The sequence below is a fragment of the Burkholderia sp. Bp9099 genome (assembly GCF_003857805.1).
Classification (GTDB): Bacteria; Pseudomonadota; Gammaproteobacteria; order Burkholderiales; family Burkholderiaceae; genus Burkholderia.
Map to the genome: position 1 here is coordinate 1 of NZ_QTPU01000037.1, position 24,849 is coordinate 24,849.

Sequence of the window (24,849 nt, forward strand, 5' to 3'; positions counted from 1 at the left end):
GACCGTGAAACGACTCTACGCCGATGATAGTGCGGATTCCCGTGTGAAAGTAGGTAATCGTCAGGCTCCCTAAGCCAAGAACCCCCGCCCGAAAGGCGGGGGTTTTTGCATTTGCAGCGCAGAAATGCGCGATCTCACGGTTCTTCCATACCTTGCATGACGGCCGTACCCGTCAGCGCGCTCGCACCGAGCGTGGCGCCCGCGCCCCAATTCAATGCTCCGCCTGCGCCCCGTTGACTTCCCGCCGAAACGCCCCCGGGCTCGTCCCCGTCCATTTCCGGAACGCTCGATGGAACGCACTGGGCTCGGTAAAACCGAGTTCCGCCGCGATTTCCGCGACGCTGAGCGTGTGTCCGCGCAGCAGCGACTGGGCCAGCGCGCCGCGCAGTTCGTCCTTGATCGACGCGAAGCTCTGCCCCTCGCTGCGCAGGCGTCGCCGCAGCGTCGCGGGCGTCGTGCCGAGGCGCACGGCCAGCGTGTCGAAGTCCGGCCACTCGCTGGCCGGCAGCGCCTTCAGTCGTGCGCGCGTCTTCGCCACCCAGCCGGTGTCGTGCCGATAGCGCACGAGCAGGTTGCCGGGCGCGCCGCGCAGGAAGGTCTTCAGCGCCTGCCCGGAGCGGATCGTCGGCAGCGCGAGGTACGTGGCGTTGAACGCGAGCCGGCTGTCGGGACGGTCGAAATGCACGGGCACACCGAAGAACTGGTGGTAGTCACCGCGCTGGTCGGGGCTCGGGCACGCGAAATCGATGCGCTGCAGCGGAATGCGCCGGCCGATCAGCCAGCAGGCGACGCCGAGCAGGATCAGCCAGAACGTCCGGTAAGCGAACGCCGAATACGGTGCGCCTGCCTGCGTGAGGACGATCTGCGCCTGGCCGTCGGCGACCACGAGCTCGCCGTGCGGTTCGTCGAGCACGACACGCAGGAACTGCAGCGCACGCCGCAGCGCCTTCTCGAGCGTGCCCGCGTGCAGCACGGCATGGCACAGCAGCGTGAAGCTGCCGCGCCGCATCGGGCGGGCCGCGAGCCCGAAGAATTCGTCATCGATCGCGCTGGCGATCGCCAGCCACAACCGGCCGTACTGCTGCGGCGTGACGGGCTCGCGCACGGCGGCCGGCAGGCCGGCGGCACGCAGCACGGCCTCGGTCGGCATCCGCCGCCGGCGCAGGCTCTCGAGCGCATCCTCGACGAAACCCGGCGAGATCATCTGCGGCCCCATTTTTTCATGTCCTCCAGACATGGCAAAAGCGATCACGATTCTAGATTCTGTTTGTCATTGATTGCAATGTGACGGCTGTCTACCATCATCGATATACCCCCGGTTCGCCGGCGGTCATAACGAACAGGAGACACGCATGCGTGATGGAGCAACCGCCCGGGTGGTGCCGGCCTACGCCGACGCCGTGGCCGGCTTCCGTATCGAGACCGCCGCCGCACATCTGCACGGCGACCTGGAGCAGGGCCTGAACGCCTGCGTCGAATGCTGCGACCGGCATGCGGCGGCGGATCCGGATGCGATCGCGCTCGACTGGATCGACGTCGGCGGCCGGCACCGCAGCTTCACGTTCGCGCAGATGCAGGCGCTGTCGGCGCGGGTCGCGAACCTGCTGGTCGAGGAGGGCGTGAAGCCGGGCGACGTGGTCGCCGGCCTGTTGCCGCGTACGCCGGAACTCGTCGCGACGATTCTCGGCACGTGGCGCGCAGGCGCCGTCTATCAGCCGCTCTTCACCGCGTTCGGACCGAAGGCGATCGAGCACCGGCTGCGCATGAGCGATGCGCGTCTGGTCGTCACCAACATCGCGAATCGCGCGAAGCTCGACGAGATCGTGGATTGCCCGCGGGTCGCGACGGTGCGCGAGGCGGGCGACGCGCTGCCGGCGCGCGACATCGATTTCCGTGCGGCGCTCGACGCGCAGTCCGCGCTATTCGAACCGGTGCCGCGCAAGGGCACCGACCTGTTCATGATGATGTCGACGTCGGGTACGACGGGCCTGCCGAAGGGCGTGCCGGTGCCGCTGCGCGCGCTGCTCGCGTTCGGCGCATACATGCGCGACGCGGTGGACCTGCGCGCCGGCGATCGTTTCTGGAACATCGCCGATCCGGGCTGGGCATACGGCCTCTACTACGCGATCACGGGCCCGCTGCTGCTCGGCCACGCCACGACGCTGTACGAGGGCGGCTTCACGGTCGACAGCACCTACGACGTGATCGAACGGCTCGGCATCACGAGCCTCGCCGGTTCGCCGACCGCGTACCGGATGCTGATGGCGGCCGGCACGGAAGCGGCATCGCGCCTGAAAGGGCAGCTGCGGGTCGTCAGCAGCGCGGGCGAACCGCTGAATCCGGAAGTCGTGCGCTGGTTCCACGCGGCGCTCGGCGCACCGATCTACGATCACTACGGCCAGACCGAGCTCGGCATGGTCGTGAACAATCATCACGGGCTCACGCACGTCGTCCATGCCGGTTCGGCCGGTCTCGCGATGCCCGGCTATCGCGTCGCGGTGCTCGACGACACCGGTCGCGAACTCGGCCCCGGCGAGCCCGGCAACCTCGCGATCGACATCGCGCGCTCGCCGCTGCTGTGGTTCTCCGGCTACTGGCAGCAGGACACGCCGGCGATCGCGGGCGGCTACTACCGGACCGGCGACAACGTCGAGCTCGAGCCGGACGGCACCGTGAGCTTCATCGGCCGCGCGGACGACGTGATCACCTCGTCCGGCTACCGGATCGGCCCGTTCGACGTGGAAAGCGCGTTGATCGAGCATCCGGCCGTCAGCGAGGCCGCGGTGATCGGCGTGCCGGACCCGGAGCGCACGGAGATCGTCAAGGCGTTCGTCGTGCTGTCGAAGGGCTTCGACGGCACGCCGGCGCTGGCCGACGAACTCAGCCAGCACGTGAAGCGACGGCTGTCGGCCCACGCCTATCCGCGCGCGATCGAGTTCGTCGACGCGCTGCCGAAAACCCCGAGCGGCAAGATCCAGCGCTTCGTGCTGCGCAAGATGGAAGCCGAGAAGGTCGCTCAATCCTGACTATCGAATACTGACTACGGACTGCGAATGAACATCAAGGATCGCGTTTTTCTGATTACGGGCGCCGGTTCGGGCCTCGGTGCCGCGGTGGCGCGCATGGTGGTCGCCAAAGGCGGCAACGCCGTGCTGCTGGACGTCAACGAAGACGCCGGCGCGAGCCTCGCGCACGAACTCGGCACATCCGCACGCTTCGTGAAGACCGACGTGACGAGCGAAGCCGACGGGCAGGCCGCCGTTGCCGCCGCGCGCGCCGCGTTCGGCCGCATCGATGCGCTCGTGAATTGCGCGGGCGTCGCACCGGGCGAGAAGGTGGTCGGCCGCGAAGGCCCGCATTCGCTCGATCGCTTCGCGCGTGCGGTATCGATCAACCTGGTCGGCACGTTCAACATGATCCGGCTGGCGGCGGATGCGATGTCGAAACAGGACGCCGACGCGGAAGGCGAGCGTGGCGTGATCGTCAACACCGCGTCGGTCGCGGCGTTCGACGGACAGATCGGGCAGGCCGCGTATGCGGCATCGAAGAGCGGCGTGGTGGGCATGACGCTGCCGATCGCGCGCGAACTCGCGCGGTTCGGCATTCGCGTGGTGACGATCGCGCCGGGCATCTTCGCGACGCCGATGATGGCCGGCATGCCGCAGGACGTGCAGGACGCGCTCGGCAAGAGCGTGCCGTTCCCGCCGCGGCTCGGCCGCCCCGAAGAATTCGCGGCGCTGGTGCGCCACGTCGCCGAGAATACGATGCTGAACGGCGAAGTCATCCGTCTCGATGGCGCGCTGCGCATGGCACCGCGCTGACACTGGAGGAATGCAATCATGACGACACAGGATCCGATCGTAATCGTCGGCGCGGCACGCACGCCGATGGGTGGTTTTCAGGGCGACCTGGCCGCGGCCAGCGCGAGCGAGCTCGGCGCGGTGGCGATCCGCGCGGCGCTCGAGCGCGCGAACGTGCCCGCGGAGCGCATCGATGAAATCGTGTTCGGCTGCGTGCTGCCGGCCGGCCAGGGTCAGGCGCCGGCGCGGCAGGCCGCGCTGAAGGCCGGCTTGCCGCTGGGTACGGGCGCGACCACGGTCAACAAGATGTGCGGCTCCGGGATGAAAGCCGCGATGTTCGTGCACGACCTGCTGCTGGCCGGATCGGCGGACGTGGCGGTCGCGGGCGGGATGGAGAGCATGACGAATGCGCCGTACCTGCTGCCGAAGGCGCGCGCGGGAATGCGCATGGGGCACGGCCAGGTGCTCGACCACATGTTCCTCGACGGGCTCGAGGATGCGTACGACAAGGGCCGGCTGATGGGCACGTTCGCGGAGGATTGCGCGCAGGCTTACCAGTTCACGCGCGAGGAGCAGGACGCGTTCGCGATCGCGTCGCTGACGCGCGCGCAACGCGCGATCGCGGAAGGGCGCTTCGTGTCGGAGATCGCGCCGGTGACGGTGAAGGCCGGCAAGACGGAAGCCGTCGTGTCGATCGACGAGCAGCCGGGCAAAGCGAAGCTCGACAAGATTCCGACGCTCAAGCCGGCGTTCCGCGAAGGCGGCACGGTGACGGCCGCCAATTCGTCGTCGATTTCCGACGGTGCGGCCGCGCTCGTGATGATGCGCCGCTCGGAAGCAGACCGGCTCGGCCTCGCGCCGAAGGCGGTGATCGTCGGGCATTCGACCTACGCGAACAAGCCGGGCCTGTTCGCGACGGCGCCGATCGGCGCGATCCGCAAGCTGTCGGAGAAAACCGGCTGGAGCCTGCGCGACGTCGACCTGTTCGAGATCAACGAAGCGTTCGCGGTGGTTGCGATGGCCGCGATGCGCGATCTCGACCTGTCGCACGACAAGGTGAACGTGCACGGCGGCGCGTGCGCGCTCGGCCATCCGATCGGCGCATCGGGCGCACGCGTGATGGTGACGCTGCTGGCCGCGCTCGAAGCGTATGGGCTCAAGCGCGGCGTCGCGTCGCTGTGCATCGGCGGCGGCGAGGCGACGGCGATCGCGATCGAGCGCGTCGCGTAACGCGCGCCGGGAGGACGCAGGCGGTCTGGCCCGGGACCATACCGCCGCATCGGCGAAGCGCGTCACGCGCGCTTCGCCGAATCCGCCGTCATTCGACCGTTTCGCCTTTCGCCTGCAGGTCGGCGTGATAGGACGAGCGCACCATCGGCCCCGATGCGACCTGGCTGAACCCGAGCGCAAGCGCGCGCTGCCGCAACTGCGCGAATTCCGCGGGTGGAACGAAGCGCTTCACCGGCAGGTGGTGGCGGGTCGGCTGCAGATACTGGCCGAGGGTCAGCATGTCGACACCATGCGCGCGCAAGTCGCGCATCACCTGTTCGACCTCGTCGATCTCTTCGCCGAGGCCCAGCATCAGGCCCGACTTGGTCGGCACGTTCGGCGCCGCGGACCTGAATGCCTGCAGCAGGCCCAGCGAGTGCCGGTAGTCGGCGCCCGGCCGCGCCTCGCGATACAAGCGCGGCACGGTTTCCAGATTATGGTTGAACACATCCGGCGGGGATGCCGTGAGCAGGTTCAGCGCGACCTCGTGCCTGCCGCGAAAATCCGGCGTCAGCGCCTCGATCCGGAGTGCCGGGTCGATCCCGCGTGCGGCGCCGATGCAGGCCGCAAAGTGTGCGGCGCCGCCGTCGCGCAGGTCGTCGCGATCGACCGACGTGATCACCACGTACTTGAGCCTCATCGCGGCGATCGTTTCGGCGAGTCGTGCCGGCTCGTCCGGATCGAGCGGAAGCGGGCGGCCGTGCCCGACATCGCAGAACGGACAACGCCGTGTACAGATGTCGCCCATGATCATGAAGGTCGCCGTGCCGTGAGCGAAGCACTCGCCGAGATTCGGGCAACCGGCTTCCTCGCATACCGTATGCAGCTTCTGCTCGCGCAGGATTTTCTTGAGCGCCATCACCTCGCGCGAGCCGGGAAAGGCGGCACGAATCCATTCAGGCTTGCGCGGCATGTCGGCCGGTTCGGTCGCGACGATCCTCACGGGGATGCGTGCCATTTTTTCGGCGGCGGAGAGCCGGGTTCCGGCGGCCATCGGCGTGTTGCGGATATTCGTGTTCGCCATGGCTTACCCGCGGTAGTAGCGTTGCGCGACGAACGGGGTTCTCGCGACTTCCATCGGAACCGGTTTGCCGCGGACGATCGCATGCAGCGCCGTGCCCGGTGTCGCGAATTCGGCCGCGACATGGCCGATGGCCACCGGGCCGCCGTACGTCGGACCGAAGCCGCCGCTCGTCACCGTGCCGATCGAGCGCCCGTCGGCGTCGACGATGTCGGCGCCCTCGCGCACCGGCACCCTGTCTTTCACGACGAAGCCGACGCGTCTTCTTTTCACGCCCTCGGCGATCTGCCGCGCGACGACATCCGCGCCGGGATAGCCGCCGGCGCGTGCACCGCCAGGGCGTCGCACTTTCGAGAGGGCCCACAGCAGCCCGCCTTCGATCGGCGTGGTGCCGGTGTCGATGTCGTGGCCGTACAGGCACAGGCCGGCTTCGAGACGCAGCGAATCGCGCGCGCCGAGACCGATCGGCTCGACGGCAGGGTCGGCCAGCAGCAGGCGTGCGAGCGCTTCCGCCCGATCGGCCGGCACGGAGATCTCGTAGCCGTCCTCGCCGGTGTAGCCGGAGCGGCTGACCATGCACGCCGCGCCGGCCAGCTCGACACGCGTGCTTTGCATGAAGACCAGTTCGGCCAGGCGGGGCGCCAGGCGCGCCAGAATCGACGCGGCGGCCGGCCCTTGCAGGGCGAGCAGCGCGCGGTCGGCCAGCTCGACGACGTCACAGCGGTGGCCGATCCGTTCCCTCAGATGGCGGAGGTCGCGGTCCTTGCACGCGGCGTTGACGACCGCGATCAGCTCGGCGTCGCCGAGGCGGGTGATCATCAGGTCGTCGAGAATGCCGCCTTGCTCGTTCGTGAACAACGCGTAGCGCTGCATGCCCGGCGGGAGGTCGATCACGTCGACCGGCACCAGCGTTTCGAGCGCGGCGGCGGCATCCGGGCCCGACAGCAGCACCTGTCCCATGTGCGAGACATCGAACAGCCCGGCCTGCTCGCGCGTGTGAAGATGCTCTTTGAGTATGCCGAGCGGGTACTGGACGGGCATTTCGTACCCGGCGAACGGAACCATCTTCGCGCCGAGCTCGACGTGAAGGTCGTGAAGTGGAGTACGGGAAAGTGGGATCGTCATCGTTATTCCGGATCAACAGGATTTTAGGAGATCGCGCGCGGCACAGCTTCGGAGTACGGAATGAACGACTGGAACGATCCCGTATCCGGAGGCGTGTCCCGTTCTCCGGAGCGACGTCGAAGTCGCTCCCGAAGAACGGTCGGGCAATGGCCCGAACGGCCGTTACTTGCCGTATACCGGGAATGCGCCGCACAGTTCGGCGACGTGTCGCCGAACGCGGTCGATGACCGACGGGTTCTCGATATCGGCCAGGATGTCGCAGATCCAGCCGGCCACCGCGCGCGCTTCCGCTTCCCTGAAACCGCGGCTCGTCACGGCAGGCGTGCCGATGCGAATGCCGCTGGTGACGAACGGGCTCTGCGGGTCGTCGGGCACCGCGTTCTTGTTCACGGTGATGTGCGCGCGGCCCAGCGCCGCATCGGCCGCCTTGCCGGTCAATCCCTGGCGGATCAGGCTGACGAGGAACAGGTGATTGTCCGTTCCGCCGGAGACGATGTCGAAGCCGCGTGTGACGAACGTATCGGCCATGGCCCGGGCGTTGGCGACCACCTGCTGCTGATGGATCCGGAACCCGGGCGACAGCGCTTCCTTGAACGCAACGGCCTTGGCGGCGATGACATGCATCAGCGGGCCGCCCTGGATGCCGGGGAACACGACGGAATTGAGCTTCTTCTCGATCTCCGGGTTCGTCCGGGCGAGAATCAGGCCCCCGCGCGGGCCGCGCAACGTCTTGTGGGTCGTCGTGGTGACGACGTCCGCGTGCGGCAGCGGATTCGGGTACGCGCCGGCCGCCACCAGGCCCGCGACGTGAGCCATGTCGACGAACAGGTATGCGCCGATGGCGTCGGCGATCTGCCGGAAGCGCGCCCAGTCCACCACGCGGGAATAGGCGGAGAAGCCGGCCGTGATCAGTTTCGGCCGGTGCGCGATCGCCAGCGCCTCGACCTGGTCGTAATCGATCTCGCCGGTTTTCGCGTTCAGGCCGTACTGCACCGCACGGTAGAGCTTGCCCGAGAAATTCACATGCGCGCCATGCGTCAGGTGACCGCCGTGCGCGAGGCTCATGCCGAGTATCGTGTCGTGCGGCTCGAGCAGTGCCATGTAGACGGCGGCGTTGGCCTGGCTGCCGGAATGAGGCTGCACGTTCGCGTAGCCGGCACCGAACAGCGCCTTTGCGCGATCGATCGCCAGCTGTTCGACAACGTCGACGAATTCACAGCCGCCGTAGTAGCGCTTGCCCGGATAGCCCTCGGCATACTTGTTGGTCAGCACCGAGCCTTGCGCCTGCAGCACGCGCGGGCTCGTGTAGTTTTCCGAAGCGATGAGCTCGATATGGTCTTCCTGGCGAATGCGCTCGCGTTCCATCGCCGTCCACAGTTCGTCATCGAAGCCTTCGATCCGCATGTCTTTGCTGAACATTTTTCCTTCTCCTGGTATCGGTGCGGCGCGCACGTCGGGTGCGCGGCCGCTCAAGCAGGGTTGAGTGTCGTTACGAGTGGGTCGGCCGGCGCGTCACGATCGATACGCTTCCATCGGCGGACACGAACACACGAGGTTGCGGTCGCCGTAGACGTTGTCGACCCGCGAAACCGGCGGCCAGTACTTGCCGCCTGCCGTCGCCGCGACGCCGAGCGGATAGACGGCCTGTTCGCGCGAATACGCGTGAGGCCAGTCGCCCACGAGTTCGGCCGCCGTGTGCGGCGCGTGCTTGAGCGGATTGTCTTCGGCATCCAGCGTGCCCGCTTCCACGGCTGCGATTTCGGCGCGGATCGCGATCATCGCGTCGATGAACCGGTCGAGTTCGGCCTTCGATTCCGATTCGGTCGGCTCGATCATCAGCGTGCCGGCGACCGGGAAGCTCATCGTCGGCGCGTGGAAGCCGAAATCGATCAGGCGCTTGGCGACGTCGTCGACGCTGATGCCGCTGCTGTCCTTCAACGGCCGCAGGTCGATGATGCATTCGTGCGCGACGCGGCCGTTCGGCCCCGTATAGAGAATCGGGTAGTGTGGCGAGAGGCGCGCGGCGATGTAGTTGGCGTTGAGGATCGCCACCTCGGTTGCACGCTGCAACCCGCGCGACCCCATCAACGTGATGTAGGTCCACGTGATCGGCAGGATGCTCGCGCTGCCGAGCGGCGCCGCGGACACCGCACCGATCCCCGGCACGCTGCCCTCCCGATGCCCGGGCAGGAACGGCGCAAGATGCGCCTTGACGCCGATCGGGCCGACGCCGGGGCCGCCGCCGCCGTGCGGGATGCAGAAGGTCTTGTGCAGGTTCAGGTGCGACACGTCGCCGCCGAACGCGCCCGGCTGGGCAAGGCCGACCAGCGCGTTCATGTTGGCGCCGTCGATGTAGACCTGGCCGCCGTGCGCATGGACGATGTCGCAGGCGTCGCGTACGCGGGCCTCGAACACGCCGTGGGTCGACGGATAGGTGATCATGATCGCGGCCAGCCGGCTGTCGTACCGGGCGGCCTTGGCGGCGAGGTCCTCGATGTCGACGTTGCCGTCGTCGTCGCAATCGACGACGACGACCTGCATGCCAGCCATCTGTGCGGATGCCGGGTTCGTGCCGTGCGCCGACGACGGAATCAGGCAGATGTCGCGCTGTGCCTCGCCGCGGCTCGCGTGATACGCGCGGATCGCGAGCAGGCCCGCGTATTCGCCTTGCGAGCCCGCATTCGGCTGCAGCGACACCGCGTCGTATCCGGTGATCGTACACAGCATCGCCTCGAGTTCCCGCGCCAGCACGCGATAGCCGTCGGCCTGTTCGGCCGGTGCGAACGGATGCAGCCGGGCGAACGCCGGCCACGTGATCGGCATCATTTCCACGGTGGCGTTCAGCTTCATCGTGCAGCTGCCGAGCGGAATCATCGTGCGGTCGAGCGCGAGATCCTGGTCGGCGAGCCGGCGCAGGTAGCGCAGCATTTGCGTTTCCGAATGGTGGCTGTTGAACGCCGGGTGCATGAGGAAGGCGCTTCGGCGCAGCAGCGGGGCAGGCAACGCATCGGCGGTGGCGGCGTCGACGGCCGCGAAGTCGGGAACGGCGCGCCCTTCGGAGAAGATCGACCAGAGCGTGACGATATCGTCGGACGTGGTCGTCTCGTCGAGCGAGATGCCGATCCGGCGCACGTCGATGGCGCGCAGGTTGACCCGGCGGGCCCGTGCCGCCGCGTGCACGGCATCGGTGCGAATGCCGCTGTCGACGGCGATGGTGTCGAAGCAGTATTCGGTTGGCACGGCATGGCCGAGCCGGCGCAGGCCCGCGGCCAGGATCGCGGTGAGGCGGTGGATGCGGCGCGCGATCGCGGTCAGTCCGTGCGGGCCGTGATAGGCCGCGTAGAAGCCGGCGATATTGGCGAGCAGTACTTGCGCGGTGCAGATGTTGCTGGTGGCCTTCTCGCGCCGGATGTGCTGTTCGCGCGTCTGCATCGCGAGGCGCAGCGCCGGGCGGCCGTGCGCGTCGATCGACATGCCGACCAGTCGTCCCGGCATCGTGCGCTTGAACGTGTCGCGCGTCGCGAAATAACCGGCGTGCGGGCCGCCGTAACCCAGCGGCACGCCGAAGCGCTGCGTGGTGCCGACCGCCACGTCGGCGCCGAATTCGCCCGGCGGCGCGAGCAGGGTCAGCGCGAGCAGGTCGGCGGCGACCACGGCAAGCGCGCCGTTCGCATGCAGGGTGCCGACCACGTCGCGGTAATCGTGGATGTCGCCGAAGGTGCCCGGATATTGCAGCAGCGCGGCGAAACAGCCGGTGGCGGACAGATCGCGGCGCGGATCTCCGACGACGATCTCGATGCCGAGCGGCTCCGCGCGCGTGCGAACGATCTCGATCGTCTGCGGATGGCAATCGTGCGCGACGAAGAAGATCCGGCTGTCCGACCGGGCGAGGCGCCGGCAGAACGTCATCGCCTCGGCGGCCGCGGTGCCTTCGTCGAGCATCGACGCGTTGGCGATCTCGAGGCCGGTCAGGTCGGCGATCATGGTCTGGAAGTTGAGCAGCGCCTCCAGGCGGCCTTGCGAGATTTCCGGCTGGTACGGCGTGTAGGCCGTGTACCAGGCCGGATTTTCCAGCACGTTGCGCTGAATGACCGGCGGCGTGTGGGTGTCGTGGTATCCCATGCCGATGAACGAGCGGAACACCTGGTTGCGGCCTGCCAGTGCAGCCAGCCGGTCCAGCGCGTCGGCTTCGGTGCAGCCGGGAGGCAGGGCGAGCGGCGCATCGCTGCGGATCGCTGCGGGGACGACCTGCTTCACCAGCTCGTCGACGGAGTCCACGCCGAGCACGGCCAGCATCGCGGCCTGTTCGTCGGCATCGGGGCCGATGTGGCGGCGGACGAACGACTCGCGCTGCGCGACGGAATCGAATGCGTTCATGGCCGTCTCCATCATTCGCCGATATAGGCGCGATACGCGGCGGCGTCCATCAACCCGCTCAGCTGCTCCGGGCTGTCGATGCGCATCCTGAAGAACCAGCCGTCGCATTCCGCCGAATCGTTGACGAGGCTCGGCGTGTCGCCCAGGGCGGCGTTCGCTTCCAGCACGGTGCCGGACACCGGCATCTTGACCTCGCCGGCGGCCTTGACCGATTCGACGGTGGCGGCCTCGTCGTACTGGGCAAAGGCGTCGCCTTCGTTTGGCAGTGCGACATAAACCAGATCGCCCAGCTGCGATTGCGCGTGGTCGGTAATGCCGACGGTGGCGCTGCCGTCGTCTTCGACGCGCAGCCATTCATGGGATTCGGTGTATCGGACCTCGCTCATATGCTCTCTTCCTGACAGGGTTGCGTTGAGTGATGCGGCACACGCAAGCCGGAAGTGCACGGGCGGGAGGATGATCGACGAGTCGGCATCCGGACGAGACCGGGGCATTCCAGGCTGCATGCCTGATGCCCCCTCTGTCCGTTTGCCTGAGAGATTGCGCGCCCCGGCGGGGCGCTTCTCCTTCGGCGAGGCTTGGTCGACGACCAGAGGCCTACTCTCCAGAGCGCTAATCGATGCGTCAGTCCTTTTGCCTGAGAGTTTCTGGGGCGATTCCCCTTCGGCGCCGCCGGACGGCGGTCTCTCCTGACACATCCCGATAGCTGGCGACAATCTAGTCGCACGCCCGCGGCGGTGTCAACACCCCGTTCGACCGCCCATGCGGCGAGGCAGATGCCGCGGCACGGCGCAGGCGCGCCGAAAACGGCGCGCGGCATGGCGGAGCAAGGCCGCGCCGCGATCGCGGCCGGTCGATACTTCGGTGGAGACCGAAATGAATATCCGATATCGACTATCTGTCCGCCGGCGGGGGGCGGTTGCCCGACTGGGCCATCAGGTCGTCGAGGAACGCGCGAAGCACGGTCGGCTGCGCGGCGCCGCGACGCGTGATCGACGAGAACGGCCACGCGGACGTGAGCTGTTCCGCGGCGAGCTGGCGCATCTGGCCGGCGTCGACCCACTGTCTCGCGTAGTGCCGCGGCAGAAAGCCGATATACGCGCCCGTCAGGATCAGGATCGCCTGTGCCTCGACATTGTCGACGGTCGCGGCCGCGCTGCCGCTCTCGAGCAATTGCAGGTCGCGCTGCTGCAGGAACGCGCGCGCGACCACCTGGCTTTGCCGGATGCGTTCGATCAGCGCGTCGCCGGTGGCGTCGGTCGAGAACAGCGGATGGTAGCGGCTGCAGTAGAGGCCGTCGGGCTCCTCGTACAGTTGCGTGTAGGACAGGCCGGCGACGGTGAGCGGGAAGTGGCCGATCGCGAGGTGCAGCCGCCCGTCGAGCACGCGCTCCTCGAGTTCGGCCGGCGTGCCGATGTAGATGTCGAGCTGGACGTCGTGACCGCGCGAGACGAACCGGCGCAGCGCGAGCGGCAGGATGCTGTCGGTGTCGGTGACCGTGTTGTCGATGATGCCGAGATGAAGCCGGCCCGAGATGCGCTGCTTGAGCGCATGGGTGTCCATGCAGAACGCTTCCACCGCGAGCGCGAGGCGCTGCGCGGATTCGTAGGTCGCGACGCCGTGTTCCGTCAGACGAAAGCCGCTGCGGCCGCGTTCGCACAATTTGACGCCGAGGCGCGTTTCGAGGCTGGTCATCTGCTCGCTGATGGTCGACTGGCTCACGTTCAGCGCGGCCTGCGCGGCGGAGAAACCGCCGCATTTCACGATGGTCATGAAAATCCTGAGCAGTTTCAGGTCGATGTCCTGCAGCTGTTTCACGTTCCGTTCTCCTCCGTCCGTCACATCGGAATATCCGATATGGACATCTGATGCCTGCTATTTTTCCGGAAAAAATTTTTGCCCATAGTGACCGCAAAGGCAAGCGCATGGACGGCCGTGCGCCGAAGACGAATCCGCATACAGATGGAGACGGAGACAATGCAGAACAACAGCTATGAAAAGGGCAGGCTCAACCTGCCGTTCGTCGGTCACTGCACCTTTGCGAAGGCGCCGGTGTGTCTCGACTGGGAGAACATCGACGCGGACGTCGCGATCCTGGGTGCGCCCAACGACATGGGCACCCAGTGGCGCTCGGGCGCGCGCTTCGGCCCGCGCGGCATTCGCGAGGCGTCGACGCTGTTTTCGTTCGGGCACGCGGGCGCGTACGATCACGAAGACGACGTGCTCTACCTGACCGAGGACCAGGTTCGCATGGTGGACGTCGGCGATGCGGACATCGTGCACACCGACATGGCCACGAGCAACGCGAACATCGAACTGGCCGTGCGCAAGATTCTCGCCGGCGGGGCGATGCCGGTAGTGCTCGGCGGCGATCATTCGGTGCATGCGCCGGTGATCAAGGCGTTCGAAGGCCGCGGGCCGATTCACATCGTGCATTTCGATGCGCACCTCGACTTCGTCGACGAACGCCACGGCGTGCGATACGGACACGGCAACCCGTTGCGCCGGGCCTCCGAGATGGACCATATCGCCGGCATGACGCAGCTCGGCATCCGCAACGTCTCGTCATCCAACCGCAGCGACTATGACGCGGCCCGTGCCGCGGGTTCCAACATCCTGTCCGTGCGCGATGTCCGGCGCCTCGGCACCGACGGCGTGCTCGAGCAGATTCCGCAGCGCGGCGCCTACTACATCACGATCGACATCGACGGCTTCGATCCGTCGATCGCGCCGGGAACCGGCACGCCGAGCCACGGCGGTTTCCAGTACTACGAAGTGCTCGAGATCATCCAGGCGCTCGCGAAGCGCAGCCACGGAAGCATCGTCGGCATGGACCTGGTGGAAGTGGCGCCGGCTTACGATCCGACCGGCACGACGTCGATCCTGGCCGCGCAACTGCTGATGAACAGTATCGGTTTCATTTTCCACGCGCGCAGCCTGGCCCGCGCCCGCTGAGACATTCATATCAGGAATCGGGCGCGACGTCTCGCGGGACGCCCGAAGTCACTACCGTACGGCCCGGGGGACCTCGCCGAGAGGCGCCGGGCAGGCTATCAAGGAAGATCAACATGGATGCCGTAGTCGCGCAATATCTCGATCGTCACGATGTTTCCCAGGCGACCCGCAACTTTCTCGCCAAGCCGATGAAGATGTTCATCGGGGGCGCGTGGGTGGACGGCAGCGACGGCCAGTTCAGCGCCGTCACCGAGCCGTCGACCGAGGGCGTCATCACGCAGATTCCGTTCGCGACGCCGGCCGATCTCGACCGTGCCGTCGCCGCCGCCCGCCACCAGATCGATCACGGCGAATGGCGCCGCCTCAAGCCGCTGGAGCGCGAGCGGCTGCTGCACCGGCTGGCCGACCTGATCGAGGCGCACGCGGACGAACTCGCGGAGATCGAGTCGATCGACATGGGCAAGTCCGTCGCGCAGGCCCGCGCGATCGACATCCAGGGCACGGTCGACACGTTCCGCTATTTCGCCGGCTGGGCATCCAAGCTGCACGGCCGCACGGTCGAGCCGTCGCTGCCGGGCAACTATCTGGCTTATACGCGCAAGGAGCCGATCGGTGTCGTGGGCGCGATCGTGCCGTGGAACTATCCGCTGCAGACCATGGCCTGGAAGCTGGCGGCCGCGCTGGCGGTCGGCTGCACGACGGTCGTGAAGCCGGCCGAACTCACGTCGCTGTCGACGCTGCGCTTTGCCGAACTGGTGCAGGAAGCCGGCATTCCGGACGGGGTGGTCAACATCGTGACCGGTCGCGGCAGCGTGATCGGCGCCGCGATGGCGAGCCACCCGGGCATCGACAAGCTGACCTTCACGGGTTCGACGCCGGTCGGGCGCGACGTCGGGCAGAACGCGGTGCGGCACATCAAGCGCGTGACGCTCGAACTCGGCGGGAAGTCCCCGGTCATCGTGCTGGATGACGCCGATATTGACGCCGCCGCGCAGGCCGTGGCCAACGGCGTGTTCTTCAACTCCGGCCAGGTGTGCGACGCGGGCACGCGGGCCTACATCCACCGCGACATCCATGACCGCTTCCTCGCGGCGCTCGCCGACTACACGGCGACGTTGAAGATCGCCCCCGGGCTGGATCGCGATTGCTTCATCAGCCCGCTCGTGTCCGCCAGGCAAAAGGACACGGTCCTGTCGTACATCGAATCCGGCATCCGGGAAGGCGCCGAATGCTACTACGGCGGCCGCGCCCATGCGGGCCCGGGGCACTTCGTCGAACCGACGATCTTCGCGCATTGCCGTCCCGACATGCGGATCGTCCGCGAGGAAATCTTCGGCCCGGTGCTCGTGACCGCGCCGTTCGACACGCTCGACGAGGCCGTGGCGCTCGCGAACGATTCGTCGTTCGGCCTGGCCGCCGCGATCTACTCGAACGATCTGGGCCGCGTGCATGGACTGATTCCGCGGTTGCAGGCGGGCACGGTCTATGTGAATGCGCACAGCACCATCGATCCGGCGCTGCCGTTCGGCGGGTTCAAGACGTCCGGGTTCGGCAAGGACCTCGGGCCGGAGCAGCTCGACTATCTGATGGAGACCAAGTCAGTCTGCATCACGCTTCCCTGACCGGTTGCACGTGATGTGCCGCCTGCGGCCGGCATGCACGGCAAAAGCCTGCAGCCGGCCGAAGGCGGCCTGATTCCGATGCGAAATCTTCTCGACCCGTTCGTCCGGACCGGTCCGGGGAATTCGCTCTGCTTAGCCCTTTGCGATCATGGGGTACGACATGCAGGCAGAAACAAACGTATTGAAGGCGCCGCGCGGCGACCACGGTGCCATCGAGGCGCACTCGATCGACTTCGTCCCGGAAAGCGAGCGTACCGACCGGCTGGCCAGCCAGGGGCCGTTCTGGTTCGTCGGGAACTTCACGTTCTTCACGATGACGATCGGCTTCGTCGGGCCGAGCGTCGGTCTCGATTCGTTCTGGACCACCGTCTCGGGCACGCTCGGCATCATGTTCGGCACGCTGTTCATGGCGTTCCACGGCTCGCAGGGACCGCATCTCGGCTTGCCGCAGATGATCCAGTCGCGCGCGCAGTTCGGTTATCGCGGCGTCGTGCTCGTGCTGCTGGCGACGTTGTTCGTCTTCGCGGGCTTCAACATCGTCAACCTGGTATTGATGATGCAGGGCCTCAGGACGCTGTTCCATTGGGATCCGCTGCAGGTCGCGCTGGTCGTGACGGTGCCGGCCACGATCCTCGCGATCCTCGGACACGACTGGATGCACCGGACGTTCAAATGGTCGTTGTATCTTTCGCTGCCGCTTTACGGCCTCGTGACGCTGGCGGTGCTGGCCGGCTGGATCCATGACGCGCCGGCGGCGGCCGGTGCGCCGGTCGCGAAGCTGGGCTTCAACTGGACCGGCTTCATCGCGCAGTTCGCGGCGGCGGCCAGCTACAACATCGCGTATGCGCCGTACGTGTCGGACTATTCGCGCTACCTGCCGAAGAACACGCCGAGCGGCAGGCTGATCGCCGCGGTGTTCGTCGGGGCATCGCTGTCCGGCGCGTGGATGATCGCGGTGGGCGGATGGCTCGGTGCGCACCTGCATGCGACCGATGTGCTCGTCGCGCTCCACGGCGTGGGTGCCGGAATCGCGCCGCAGCTGGGCACGGCGGTCGTGGCCATCACGATCGTCGCGTTCCTGCCGGTGATCGCGATGAACATCTACAGCGCGAAGCTGACGGCCATCACCAGCGTGGACTCGTTCCGGAAGGTGGAGCCGACCGCGAAGGCACGGATCGCGGCGATCGTCTTCGTCGTGCTGCTGCAGTTCGGCGTGGCGATGCGCATCTACGCGTCCGGTTCCGGCCTGTCGGTGCTCAACATCTATCTGGTGGTGATGCTGTATTTCCTGGTGCCGTGGACGGCAGTCAACCTGACCGACTACTTCTTCGTGCGCAAGGGGCGTTACGCGGTGCCGCATTTCTTTCGCCCGCGCGACAGCCTGTACGGGAACTGGGGCGGACGCGGCCTGCTTTCGTACCTGATCGGGTTCGTGTCGATGGTGCCGTTCTTCTGCATCTTCGACGGCGACCGCGAGGTCTATGTCGGCCCGCTCGCGAAGGCGATGGGCAGTGTCGACCTGGCCTGGCTGGTGGGGCTGATCGTCTCGGCGCTCGCGTACTACGTGCTGTGCCGGTCGCTCGACCTGCGGCGCGAGGAAGCGGAAATCGCGCACATCGAAGCGCACATGCCGGAGTTCACCACCGGCGAGAAAAAGCGCGGCTGACCCGGCACGCCAGGATCATTCATCGAGCAGGATAATCAAGATGACTAAATACTACGACTACATCATTGTGGGCGCCGGGTCGGCGGGATGCGTGCTGGCGAACCGCCTGACCGAGGATGCGAACGTCAGCGTGCTGGTTCTGGAGTACGGCGGAAGCGATCGCAGCGTGATCATCCAGATGCCGAGCGCGTTCTCGATGCCGATGAACACGAAGCGGTTCAACTGGCACTACGAGACGGCGCCGGAACGGAACCTGGACGGACGCCGCCTGCATTGCCCGCGCGGCAAGGTGCTCGGCGGCTCGTCGTCGATCAACGGCCTGGTCTACATTCGCGGGCATGCGTGCGATTTCGACGAATGGGAATCGCTCGGCGCGCGCGACTGGGGATACCGCAACTGCCTGCCGTATTTCCGCAAGGCCGAGAGCTACAAGTTCGGCGGCGACGAATATCGCGGCGCGGACGGCCCGCTGAGCACCAACAACGGCAACAACATGCAGAACCCGCTGTACGGCGCATGGGTGGAAGCGGGGGCCGAGGCCGGCTACATCAAGACCGACGATTGCAACGGCTACATGCAGGAAGGGTTCGGCGCGATGCACATGACGGTCAAGAACGGCGTTCGGTGGTCGACCGCGAACGCGTACCTGCGCCCGGCGATGCAGCGACCCAACCTGACCGTTCTCACCCATGCGATGACGCGCCGGATCGTGATGGAAGGCAAACGCGCGGTCGGCGTGGTCTACGAGCAGGGCGGCGTCCAGCACACGGTGCGCTGCACGCGCGAAGTGCTGGTGTCGTCGGGGCCGATCGGCTCGCCGCATCTGCTGCAGCGCTCGGGGATCGGGCCGGCCGACGTGTTGAACAAGGCAGGGATCGAGATCGTGCACGACCTGCCGGGCGTCGGCGAGAATCTTCAGGATCACTCGGAAATCTACATTCAGTACGAGTGCAAGGAGCCGGTGTCGCTCAACGGCAAGATGGGGCTGCTCGGCAAGGCGATGATCGGCCTGCGCTGGCTGCTGTTCAAGGACGGGTTGGGTGCCAGCAACCATTTCGAGGCAGGCGGGTTCATCCGTTCCGAAGCAGGGCTGCGCTGGCCCGACATCCAGTTCCACTTCCTGCCGGCGGCGATGCGTTACGACGGCGACAAGCCGTACAAGGGGCACGGCTTCATGGTGCTCACGGGGCCGAACAAGCCCAAGAGCCGCGGGCACGTTCGGGTTCGCTCCGCCGATCCGTACGAGCATCCGGAGATCCGGTTCAACTATCTCGACCGCGAGGAAGATCGCGAGGGGTTCCGTCGCTGCGTGCGCCTCACGCGCGAGATCGTCGGGCAGCCGGCCATGGATCGCTTCCGCGGCGTGGAGCTGGCACCCGGCCCGGACGTGACGACGGACGACGAGATCGATGCGTTCGTGCGTGCCAACATGGAAAGCACGATGCATCCGTGCGGCTCGTGCCGGATGGGCGAGGACGCGATGGCCGTGGTGGATTCGGAATTGCGCGTGCGCGGCGTTCAGGGCCTGCGCGTCATCGATTCGTCGGTGTTTCCGACCGAGCCGAACGGGAACCTGAACGCGCCGACCATCATGCTGGCCGAGCGGGCGGCCGATCTGGTGCGCGGGCGGAAGACGCTCGCGCCGTCCGATGCGTCGGTCGGCTTCGTCGAGAACTGGGAAGCGCAGCAGCGCACGGGCGTTCCCAAGCGCAAGGTGGCCGCTTAAGCGCGGCGCACGATGGCGCGCGTTCGGCGGTCACGTCACCGATCGCGCGCCGCCTCCGGCGACACCGCGCCGCACGCGCGGATCACGAGCTGCACGACCTCTTCGGTCGTCTCGGCGAAAGCCTTCTGCGTGAGCGCACGCTTGCCGCTCAGCGCGCGGATCTGCGCATCGAAATCCGCATAGTGCTGGGTGGTCGCCCAGATCAGGTACATCAACGCGTGCGGATCGATCGGCGCGAGCAGGCCGCGCGCGATCCAGCCTTCGATCACCTTCACGCGCGTGTCGAACCACGGCTTCACGCGCTCCGACAGGATGTCCTGCATGTGCGCGGCGCCGTGGATGATCTCGTTCGCCCATACCTTCGAGCCGAGCGGGCGCCGTCGCGACAGATCCATCTTCGCGCGCACGTAGCTGGCGATCGCTTCGACCGGATCGTCGCCGGTCTCGAACGATCCGGCCGCGCGGTGCCAGTCTTCGAACAGGTCGTCGAGCACACGGCGGTACAGCGCAAGCTTCGTCGGGAAGTAGTAATGCAGGTTCGCCTTCGGCAGGCCCGCGCGCTCCGCGATCATCGCGGTGCTCGCGCCGTCGAGCCCGCGCTCCGCGAACACGGCTTCCGCGCAGGCCAGCAGATGCGCTTCGTTGGACTCGCGAATGTGTGCCTTGCGTCGCCGCAAAGGCGTGCCCGTTTCGTCGTCGCCGATGGTGTCGGCGGCCGCCAGGTCATGTCTCATCGTTGCCCTCGCGCGGCATGCATGCCGCGTTGGGCTTCATTCTAGCCGCTGGTTCGCATCGAACGCACGCGCGAACACATCGGCGCGCGCGCGGTGCTGCGATGCGGTGGCACGTTTCTCGCTCGATCGATTCACGCAAGAAAGACATTGCGCTGCGCATTTTGATCGTCTAAAACCTGTCCAATCGGACAGGATTCGACGAGCGGCGGAACGTAGTGCCAACCCTGACGCCGTTTGATCGGACGAATCGCGCGAACGATGCGCATCTGCACCTCGCAGGTGCGGGTTTGCCCCGACGGCTGCAATGCGCGCACCGGCATCGGCCGGGATGACGGCATGACCGACCCCACAGGAGCGATACGAATGGACACGGTATCGGAAACAGTGAAGCGGGCAGGATTCGACACGTCGATCAAGGTCGACGGCAGGCGGTTGTGGGACAGCCTGATGGAGGTCGCGAAGATCGGCGCGACGCCGAAAGGCGGCGTCTGCCGCCTCGCGCTGACCGATCTCGACAAGGCCGGCCGCGACCTGATCGTCGGCTGGGCGAAAGCCGCCGGCTGCGCGGTGACGGTCGATGCGATGGGCAACGTGTTCATGCGCCGCGCGGGCCGCGTGGCCGACGCGGCGCCGGTCGTCACCGGGTCGCACGCGGACTCGCAGCCGACCGGCGGCCGCTTCGACGGCATCTACGGGGTGCTCGGCGGTCTCGAAGTGATTCGCACGCTGAACGATCGCGGCATCGAGACCGAACACCCGGTCGAGGTCGTGATCTGGACCAACGAGGAAGGCTCGCGCTTCGCGCCGGCGATGGTGGCGTCGGGCGTGTTCGCCGGCGTGTTTACGCTCGAGTACGGGCTGTCGCGCAAGGACGTCGACGGCAAGACGATCGGCGAGGAACTCGCGCGCATCGGCTACGCGGGCGACGTGCCGTGCGGCGGCCGCAAGCTGCACGCGGCGTTCGAGCTGCATATCGAGCAGGGGCCGATTCTCGAGGCCGAGTGCAAGACGATCGGCGTCGTGACGGACGCGCAGGGGCAGCGCTGGTACGAGATCACGTTCACCGGCCAGGAAGCGCACGCGGGGCCGACGCCGATGCCGCGCCGCCGCGACGCGCTGCTCGGGGCGTCGCGCGTGGTGGATCTCGTCAACCGGATCGGCCTCGATCACGCGCCGTTCGGCTGCGCGACGGTCGGGATGATGCAGGTTCACCCGAACTCGCGCAACGTGATTCCGGGCCGCGTGTTCTTCACCGTCGATTTCCGTCATCCGGACGACGCCGTGCTCGCGGAGATGGACGCCGCGCTGCGCGACGGCGTCGCGCGCATCGCGGGCGAGATCGGGCTCGAAACCGAGCTCGAGCAGATTTTCTACTACGAGCCGGTCGCGTTCGATCCGGCCTGCGTGGCGGCCGTGCGCGACGCGGCCGAGCGCTTCGGCTACTCGCATCGCGACATCGTGTCGGGTGCGGGGCACGACGCGTGCTACCTGGCGCAGGTGGCGCCGACGTCGATGGTGTTCGTACCCTGCGTCGACGGCATCAGCCACAACGAGATCGAGGACGCGACGCCTGCGTGGATCGAGGCCGGCGCGAACGTGCTGCTGCACGCGATGCTGTCGCGTGCCTGCGAGCCGGCTTCATGACGGCGGGATATAGCGCGGCCGGCAGGCTGCGCACTGCGTGACATTGGCATTCCAAAGCATGACCGCCCCGACTGTGCATTCGCAGCCGGCGGGGACGGCTTTGTCTCCACCCAGTCGAAGGAACGCGTATGACCACCCAGCCAACCGGCGATATCGCCGCGCATCGCCTGTCGTCCACGCAACTCTCGTGTGAATTCGCCGATATCGCGCCGCTGCTCGATCCGACAGCCGCCGCGGCCGCCGCCAGCCGCTGCCACTACTGCTACGACGCGCCGTGCGTGCAGGCCTGCCCGACGCAGATCGACATCCCGGGCTTCATCCGCAAGATCGGCAACGGCAACCTGAAGGGCGCCGCGACCGACATCCTGTCCGCGAATCCGCTCGGCGGGATGTGCGCACGCGTGTGCCCGACCGAGATCCTGTGCGAAGGCGCGTGCGTGCGCAATCACCAGGATGCGCAGCCGGTCGCGATCGGCGCGCTGCAGCGCCACGCGACCGACTGGGCGATGGCGAGCGGCGCGGTGCGCTTCACGCGTGCGCCCGATACGGGGCGGCACGTCGCGGTGGTCGGCGCGGGGCCGGCCGGGCTCGCGTGCGCGCACCGGCTCGCGCTCGCCGGGCATCGCGTCACGCTGTTCGATGCGCGACCGAAGGCGGGCGGCCTGAACGAATACGGGATCGCCGCGTACAAGACCGTCGACGATTTCGCGCAGCGCGAAGTCGAGTGGTTGCTGTCGGTCGGCGGCATCGCGCTGGAGACGGGCGTCGCGCTCGGCCGCGACGTGACGCTCGACGCGCTGCGCGAGCGGCACGACGCGGTGTTTCTCGCGATGGGCCTCGGCGGCGTGCGCACGCTCGCGATCGACGGCGAGCAATTGACCGGCGTGATGAACGCTGTCGACTTCATCGAGCAGGTGCGCCAGGCCGACCCGCTGGAGAACGTGCCGGTCGGGCGGCGCGTGGTCGTGATCGGCGGCGGCAACACGGCGATCGACGCGTCCGTGCAGAGCCGCAAGCTGGGCGCGCAGCGCGTGACGATGGTGTACCGGCGCGGCGTGGACGCGATGAGCGCGACCTGGGCCGAACGTGAGTTCGCGCAGAAGTGCGGCGTCATGCTCGTCACGCACGCAAAACCGGTGCGCATCGCGGGCGCGAACGGGCACGTGACGGGCGTCGAATTCGAGGCCGCGTCGGGTGAGCGCTTCACCGTCGACGCGGACATGGTGCTGAAGGCGATCGGCCAGACGCTGGTGCCGGACGGTGTCGCGGCCACGCTGCTGACCGAGGACGGGTCGCGCATCGCGGTCGACGCGGACGGGCGCACGGCTTTGCCCGACGTGTGGGCCGGCGGCGATTGCGCGGCGACGGGCGGCATCGACCTGACGGTGCAGGCCGTGCAGGACGGCAAGCGCGCGGCGGCGGCGATCGACGCGGCGCTCGCGCAGCGCGACGCCCGGGCCGCGTGAGCGCGCGATACGCACCTGCGCCGCGGACCTCGCGCGCACCACGATAAACGCTCTCACCGACACGGAGCCGAACATGGCCGACCTTCGCTGCACCATCGCAGGCATCACTTCGCCGAATCCGTTCTGGCTGGCCTCCGCGCCGCCGACCGACAAGGCATACAACGTCAACCGCGCATTCGAGGCGGGCTGGGGCGGCGTCGTGTGGAAGACGCTCGGGCTCGATCCACACGTCGTCAACGTCAGCTCGCGCTACGGCGCGGTGCAGTGGAACGGCCAGCGGATCGCGGGGCTGAACAACATCGAACTGATCACCGACCGGCCGCTCGACGTGAACCTGAAGGAGATCGCGCAGGTGAAGCGCGACTGGCCCGACCGCGCGCTGATCGTGTCGCTGATGGTGCCGTGCAACGAGCGCGACTGGAAATGGATCCTGCCGCTCGTCGAGGATACGGGCGCCGATGCGGTCGAGCTGAACTTCGGCTGCCCGCACGGGATGAGCGAGCGCGGGATGGGCGCGGCGGTCGGCCAGGTGCCGGAATACGTCGAGATGGTCACGCGCTGGGTCAAGGAAGGCACGAAGCTGCCGTGTCTCGTGAAGCTCACGCCGAACATCAGCGACATCCGGATGGGCTCGCGCGCCGCGTACAAGGGCGGCGCGGACGGCGTGTCGCTGATCAACACGATCAACTCGATCGTCGCGGTGGATCTCGACCAGATGGCGCCGATGCCGACCGTCGACGGCAAGGGCACGCACGGCGGTTATTGCGGCCCGGCGGTCAAGCCGATCGCGCTGAACATGGTCGCCGAGATCGCGCGCGACCCGGAGACGCCCAACCTGCCGATCTCCGGCATCGGCGGGATTTCGTCGTGGCGCGACGCGGCCGAGTTCATGGTGCTCGGCGCCGGCAGCGTGCAGGTGTGCACCGCCGCGATGCATTACGGATTCCGGATCGTGTCGGATCTCGTCGACGGGCTGTCGAACTGGATGGACGAGAAGGGCTACGCGACGCTCGACGACATACGCGGCCGCGCGGTACCGAACGTCACCGACTGGAAATACCTGAACCTGAAGTACGACATCAAGGCGCGCATCGACCAGGACCGCTGCATCCAGTGCGGGCTGTGCCATATCGCATGCGAGGACACGTCGCACCAGGCGATCACCGCCGTGAAGGACGGCGTGCGGCATTTCGAAGTGGTGGACGCGGCGTGCGTCGGGTGCAATCTTTGCATGCATGTGTGTCCGGTCGAGCAATGCATCACGATGGAGCGGGTCGATGCGGGCGACTACGCGAACTGGACCACGCATCCGAACAACCCGGCGCGGGCTGATGCGGGTGCGAGCCCGGCGGAACCCGCGAAGCACGAGAAGCACGCGAAGGCGGCCTGACCGACGTCCGGCGGCGCGGTATCGTCCGCGCTGCTGCTTGTGTCCTGTTCTGCC

Annotated in this window: 20 protein-coding genes and 1 riboswitch; of the genes, 11 read left to right on the plus strand and 9 right to left on the minus strand. The window is 67.4% G+C overall.

The window, feature by feature from the left end:
• Positions 1–211 precede the first annotated feature (211 nt).
• Positions 212–1,216 carry an AraC family transcriptional regulator gene (locus tag DIE17_RS31705; RefSeq protein WP_124921604.1) on the minus strand — a complete coding sequence of 335 codons (1,005 nt, stop codon included), beginning with the start codon at positions 1,214–1,216 and terminating at the stop codon, positions 212–214.
• A 136-nt stretch (positions 1,217–1,352) separates the two neighbouring features.
• Here DIE17_RS31705 and DIE17_RS31715 point away from each other — a divergent pair, with 136 nt between their 5' ends.
• From DIE17_RS31715 to DIE17_RS31725, 3 genes are read left to right on the plus strand one after another with little or no spacing between them, the layout of a single operon-like run.
• Positions 1,353–3,026 (plus strand): acyl-CoA synthetase, encoded by a 1,674-nt coding sequence (locus tag DIE17_RS31715; RefSeq protein WP_124921605.1) that lies wholly within the window; start codon positions 1,353–1,355, stop codon positions 3,024–3,026.
• A gap of 27 nt (positions 3,027–3,053) precedes the next feature.
• On the plus strand, positions 3,054–3,821 hold the full coding sequence (locus DIE17_RS31720; protein WP_124921606.1) for a 3-hydroxyacyl-CoA dehydrogenase: 768 nt from the start codon (positions 3,054–3,056) through the stop codon (positions 3,819–3,821).
• An 18-nt stretch (positions 3,822–3,839) separates the two neighbouring features.
• A complete protein-coding gene (locus DIE17_RS31725; protein WP_124921607.1) occupies positions 3,840–5,030 on the plus strand; it encodes an acetyl-CoA C-acetyltransferase in 1,191 nt (396 codons plus the stop codon).
• A gap of 88 nt (positions 5,031–5,118) precedes the next feature.
• On the opposite strand, the gene lipA is transcribed toward DIE17_RS31725, so the two are convergent.
• The 6 genes from lipA to DIE17_RS31755 all read right to left on the minus strand — a co-directional run bounded on the left by lipA (position 5,119) and on the right by DIE17_RS31755 (position 13,410).
• Positions 5,119–6,093, minus strand: a complete 975-nt coding sequence (gene lipA / locus DIE17_RS31730) for a lipoyl synthase (RefSeq protein WP_124921608.1) — start codon at positions 6,091–6,093, stop codon at positions 5,119–5,121.
• A gap of 3 nt (positions 6,094–6,096) precedes the next feature.
• Entirely contained in the window at positions 6,097–7,215 is a 1,119-nt protein-coding gene (gene gcvT, locus DIE17_RS31735) for a glycine cleavage system aminomethyltransferase GcvT (protein ID WP_124921609.1), read from the minus strand.
• A gap of 162 nt (positions 7,216–7,377) precedes the next feature.
• Positions 7,378–8,634, minus strand: coding sequence for a serine hydroxymethyltransferase (gene glyA, locus DIE17_RS31740; protein WP_124921610.1), 1,257 nt, complete (start codon positions 8,632–8,634; stop codon positions 7,378–7,380).
• A gap of 93 nt (positions 8,635–8,727) precedes the next feature.
• Complete coding sequence (gcvP, locus tag DIE17_RS31745) at positions 8,728–11,592, minus strand: aminomethyl-transferring glycine dehydrogenase (protein WP_124921611.1); 2,865 nt, start codon at positions 11,590–11,592, stop codon at positions 8,728–8,730.
• Between the two features lie 11 nt (positions 11,593–11,603).
• The gene (gene gcvH, locus DIE17_RS31750) at positions 11,604–12,086 is read right to left on the minus strand and encodes a glycine cleavage system protein GcvH (protein ID WP_311768790.1); all 483 of its coding nucleotides are present in this window, start codon (positions 12,084–12,086) and stop codon (positions 11,604–11,606) included.
• Between the two features lie 121 nt (positions 12,087–12,207).
• Positions 12,208–12,294, minus strand: a riboswitch (glycine riboswitch).
• Positions 12,295–12,486: 192 nt separating this feature from the next.
• The gene (locus DIE17_RS31755) at positions 12,487–13,410 is read right to left on the minus strand and encodes a LysR family transcriptional regulator (RefSeq protein WP_124921612.1); all 924 of its coding nucleotides are present in this window, start codon (positions 13,408–13,410) and stop codon (positions 12,487–12,489) included.
• A 50-nt stretch (positions 13,411–13,460) separates the two neighbouring features.
• Between DIE17_RS31755 and DIE17_RS38110 the strand changes: the two genes are divergently transcribed.
• The 5 genes from DIE17_RS38110 (at position 13,461) to betA (ending at position 19,561) form a co-directional block, all read left to right on the plus strand.
• Positions 13,461–13,589, plus strand: coding sequence for a hypothetical protein (locus DIE17_RS38110; RefSeq protein WP_260427325.1), 129 nt, complete (start codon positions 13,461–13,463; stop codon positions 13,587–13,589).
• Positions 13,570–14,547 (plus strand): agmatinase, encoded by a 978-nt coding sequence (gene speB / locus DIE17_RS31760; RefSeq protein WP_124488504.1) that lies wholly within the window; start codon positions 13,570–13,572, stop codon positions 14,545–14,547. The genes DIE17_RS38110 and speB overlap by 20 nt, the downstream gene beginning before the upstream one ends.
• A gap of 113 nt (positions 14,548–14,660) precedes the next feature.
• Positions 14,661–16,169 carry an aldehyde dehydrogenase gene (locus DIE17_RS31765; protein WP_124921613.1) on the plus strand — a complete coding sequence of 503 codons (1,509 nt, stop codon included), beginning with the start codon at positions 14,661–14,663 and terminating at the stop codon, positions 16,167–16,169.
• Positions 16,170–16,329: 160 nt separating this feature from the next.
• The gene (locus tag DIE17_RS31770; RefSeq protein WP_221622576.1) at positions 16,330–17,835 is read left to right on the plus strand and encodes a cytosine permease; all 1,506 of its coding nucleotides are present in this window, start codon (positions 16,330–16,332) and stop codon (positions 17,833–17,835) included.
• 40 nt (positions 17,836–17,875) lie between these two features.
• On the plus strand, positions 17,876–19,561 hold the full coding sequence (betA, locus tag DIE17_RS31775; protein ID WP_124921614.1) for a choline dehydrogenase: 1,686 nt from the start codon (positions 17,876–17,878) through the stop codon (positions 19,559–19,561).
• Positions 19,562–19,596: 35 nt separating this feature from the next.
• Here the strand turns inward: betA and DIE17_RS31780 are convergent, their stop codons facing one another.
• Entirely contained in the window at positions 19,597–20,295 is a 699-nt protein-coding gene (locus tag DIE17_RS31780) for a TetR/AcrR family transcriptional regulator (protein WP_124921615.1), read from the minus strand.
• 131 nt (positions 20,296–20,426) lie between these two features.
• Positions 20,427–20,666: a hypothetical protein gene (locus tag DIE17_RS37615; protein ID WP_185641032.1), complete on the minus strand. Its 240-nt coding sequence runs from the start codon at positions 20,664–20,666 to the stop codon at positions 20,427–20,429.
• Here DIE17_RS37615 and DIE17_RS31790 point away from each other — a divergent pair.
• The 3 genes from DIE17_RS31790 to preA all read left to right on the plus strand — a co-directional run bounded on the left by DIE17_RS31790 (position 20,659) and on the right by preA (position 24,795).
• Positions 20,659–21,939, plus strand: a complete 1,281-nt coding sequence (locus tag DIE17_RS31790; RefSeq protein ID WP_124921616.1) for a Zn-dependent hydrolase — start codon at positions 20,659–20,661, stop codon at positions 21,937–21,939. The genes DIE17_RS37615 and DIE17_RS31790 overlap by 8 nt on opposite strands.
• A gap of 128 nt (positions 21,940–22,067) precedes the next feature.
• Positions 22,068–23,405, plus strand: a complete 1,338-nt coding sequence (locus tag DIE17_RS31795) for an NAD(P)-dependent oxidoreductase (protein WP_124921617.1) — start codon at positions 22,068–22,070, stop codon at positions 23,403–23,405.
• Positions 23,406–23,478: 73 nt separating this feature from the next.
• A complete protein-coding gene (gene preA / locus DIE17_RS31800; RefSeq protein ID WP_124921618.1) occupies positions 23,479–24,795 on the plus strand; it encodes an NAD-dependent dihydropyrimidine dehydrogenase subunit PreA in 1,317 nt (438 codons plus the stop codon).
• The last annotated feature ends 54 nt before the right edge of the window (positions 24,796–24,849 follow it).

What these genes read in the sequence shown, in the direction of transcription:
- DIE17_RS31705 (WP_124921604.1), bottom strand. Translation starts at nt 1,216, where the DNA reads ATGGGGCCGCAGATGATCTCGCCGGGTTTCGTCGAGGATGCGCTCGAG.
- DIE17_RS31715 (WP_124921605.1), top strand. Translation starts at nt 1,353, where the DNA reads ATGCGTGATGGAGCAACCGCCCGGGTGGTGCCGGCCTACGCCGACGCC.
- DIE17_RS31720 (WP_124921606.1), top strand. Translation starts at nt 3,054, where the DNA reads ATGAACATCAAGGATCGCGTTTTTCTGATTACGGGCGCCGGTTCGGGC.
- DIE17_RS31725 (WP_124921607.1), top strand. Translation starts at nt 3,840, where the DNA reads ATGACGACACAGGATCCGATCGTAATCGTCGGCGCGGCACGCACGCCG.
- lipA (WP_124921608.1), bottom strand. Translation starts at nt 6,093, where the DNA reads ATGGCGAACACGAATATCCGCAACACGCCGATGGCCGCCGGAACCCGG.
- gcvT (WP_124921609.1), bottom strand. Translation starts at nt 7,215, where the DNA reads ATGACGATCCCACTTTCCCGTACTCCACTTCACGACCTTCACGTCGAG.
- glyA (WP_124921610.1), bottom strand. Translation starts at nt 8,634, where the DNA reads ATGTTCAGCAAAGACATGCGGATCGAAGGCTTCGATGACGAACTGTGG.
- gcvP (WP_124921611.1), bottom strand. Translation starts at nt 11,592, where the DNA reads ATGAACGCATTCGATTCCGTCGCGCAGCGCGAGTCGTTCGTCCGCCGC.
- gcvH (WP_311768790.1), bottom strand. Translation starts at nt 12,086, where the DNA reads ATGCCCCGGTCTCGTCCGGATGCCGACTCGTCGATCATCCTCCCGCCC.
- DIE17_RS38110 (WP_260427325.1), top strand. Translation starts at nt 13,461, where the DNA reads ATGCCTGCTATTTTTCCGGAAAAAATTTTTGCCCATAGTGACCGCAAA.
- speB (WP_124488504.1), top strand. Translation starts at nt 13,570, where the DNA reads ATGCAGAACAACAGCTATGAAAAGGGCAGGCTCAACCTGCCGTTCGTC.
- DIE17_RS31765 (WP_124921613.1), top strand. Translation starts at nt 14,661, where the DNA reads ATGGATGCCGTAGTCGCGCAATATCTCGATCGTCACGATGTTTCCCAG.
- DIE17_RS31770 (WP_221622576.1), top strand. Translation starts at nt 16,330, where the DNA reads ATGCAGGCAGAAACAAACGTATTGAAGGCGCCGCGCGGCGACCACGGT.
- betA (WP_124921614.1), top strand. Translation starts at nt 17,876, where the DNA reads ATGACTAAATACTACGACTACATCATTGTGGGCGCCGGGTCGGCGGGA.
- DIE17_RS31780 (WP_124921615.1), bottom strand. Translation starts at nt 20,295, where the DNA reads ATGAGACATGACCTGGCGGCCGCCGACACCATCGGCGACGACGAAACG.
- DIE17_RS31790 (WP_124921616.1), top strand. Translation starts at nt 20,659, where the DNA reads ATGGACACGGTATCGGAAACAGTGAAGCGGGCAGGATTCGACACGTCG.
- DIE17_RS31795 (WP_124921617.1), top strand. Translation starts at nt 22,068, where the DNA reads ATGACCACCCAGCCAACCGGCGATATCGCCGCGCATCGCCTGTCGTCC.
- preA (WP_124921618.1), top strand. Translation starts at nt 23,479, where the DNA reads ATGGCCGACCTTCGCTGCACCATCGCAGGCATCACTTCGCCGAATCCG.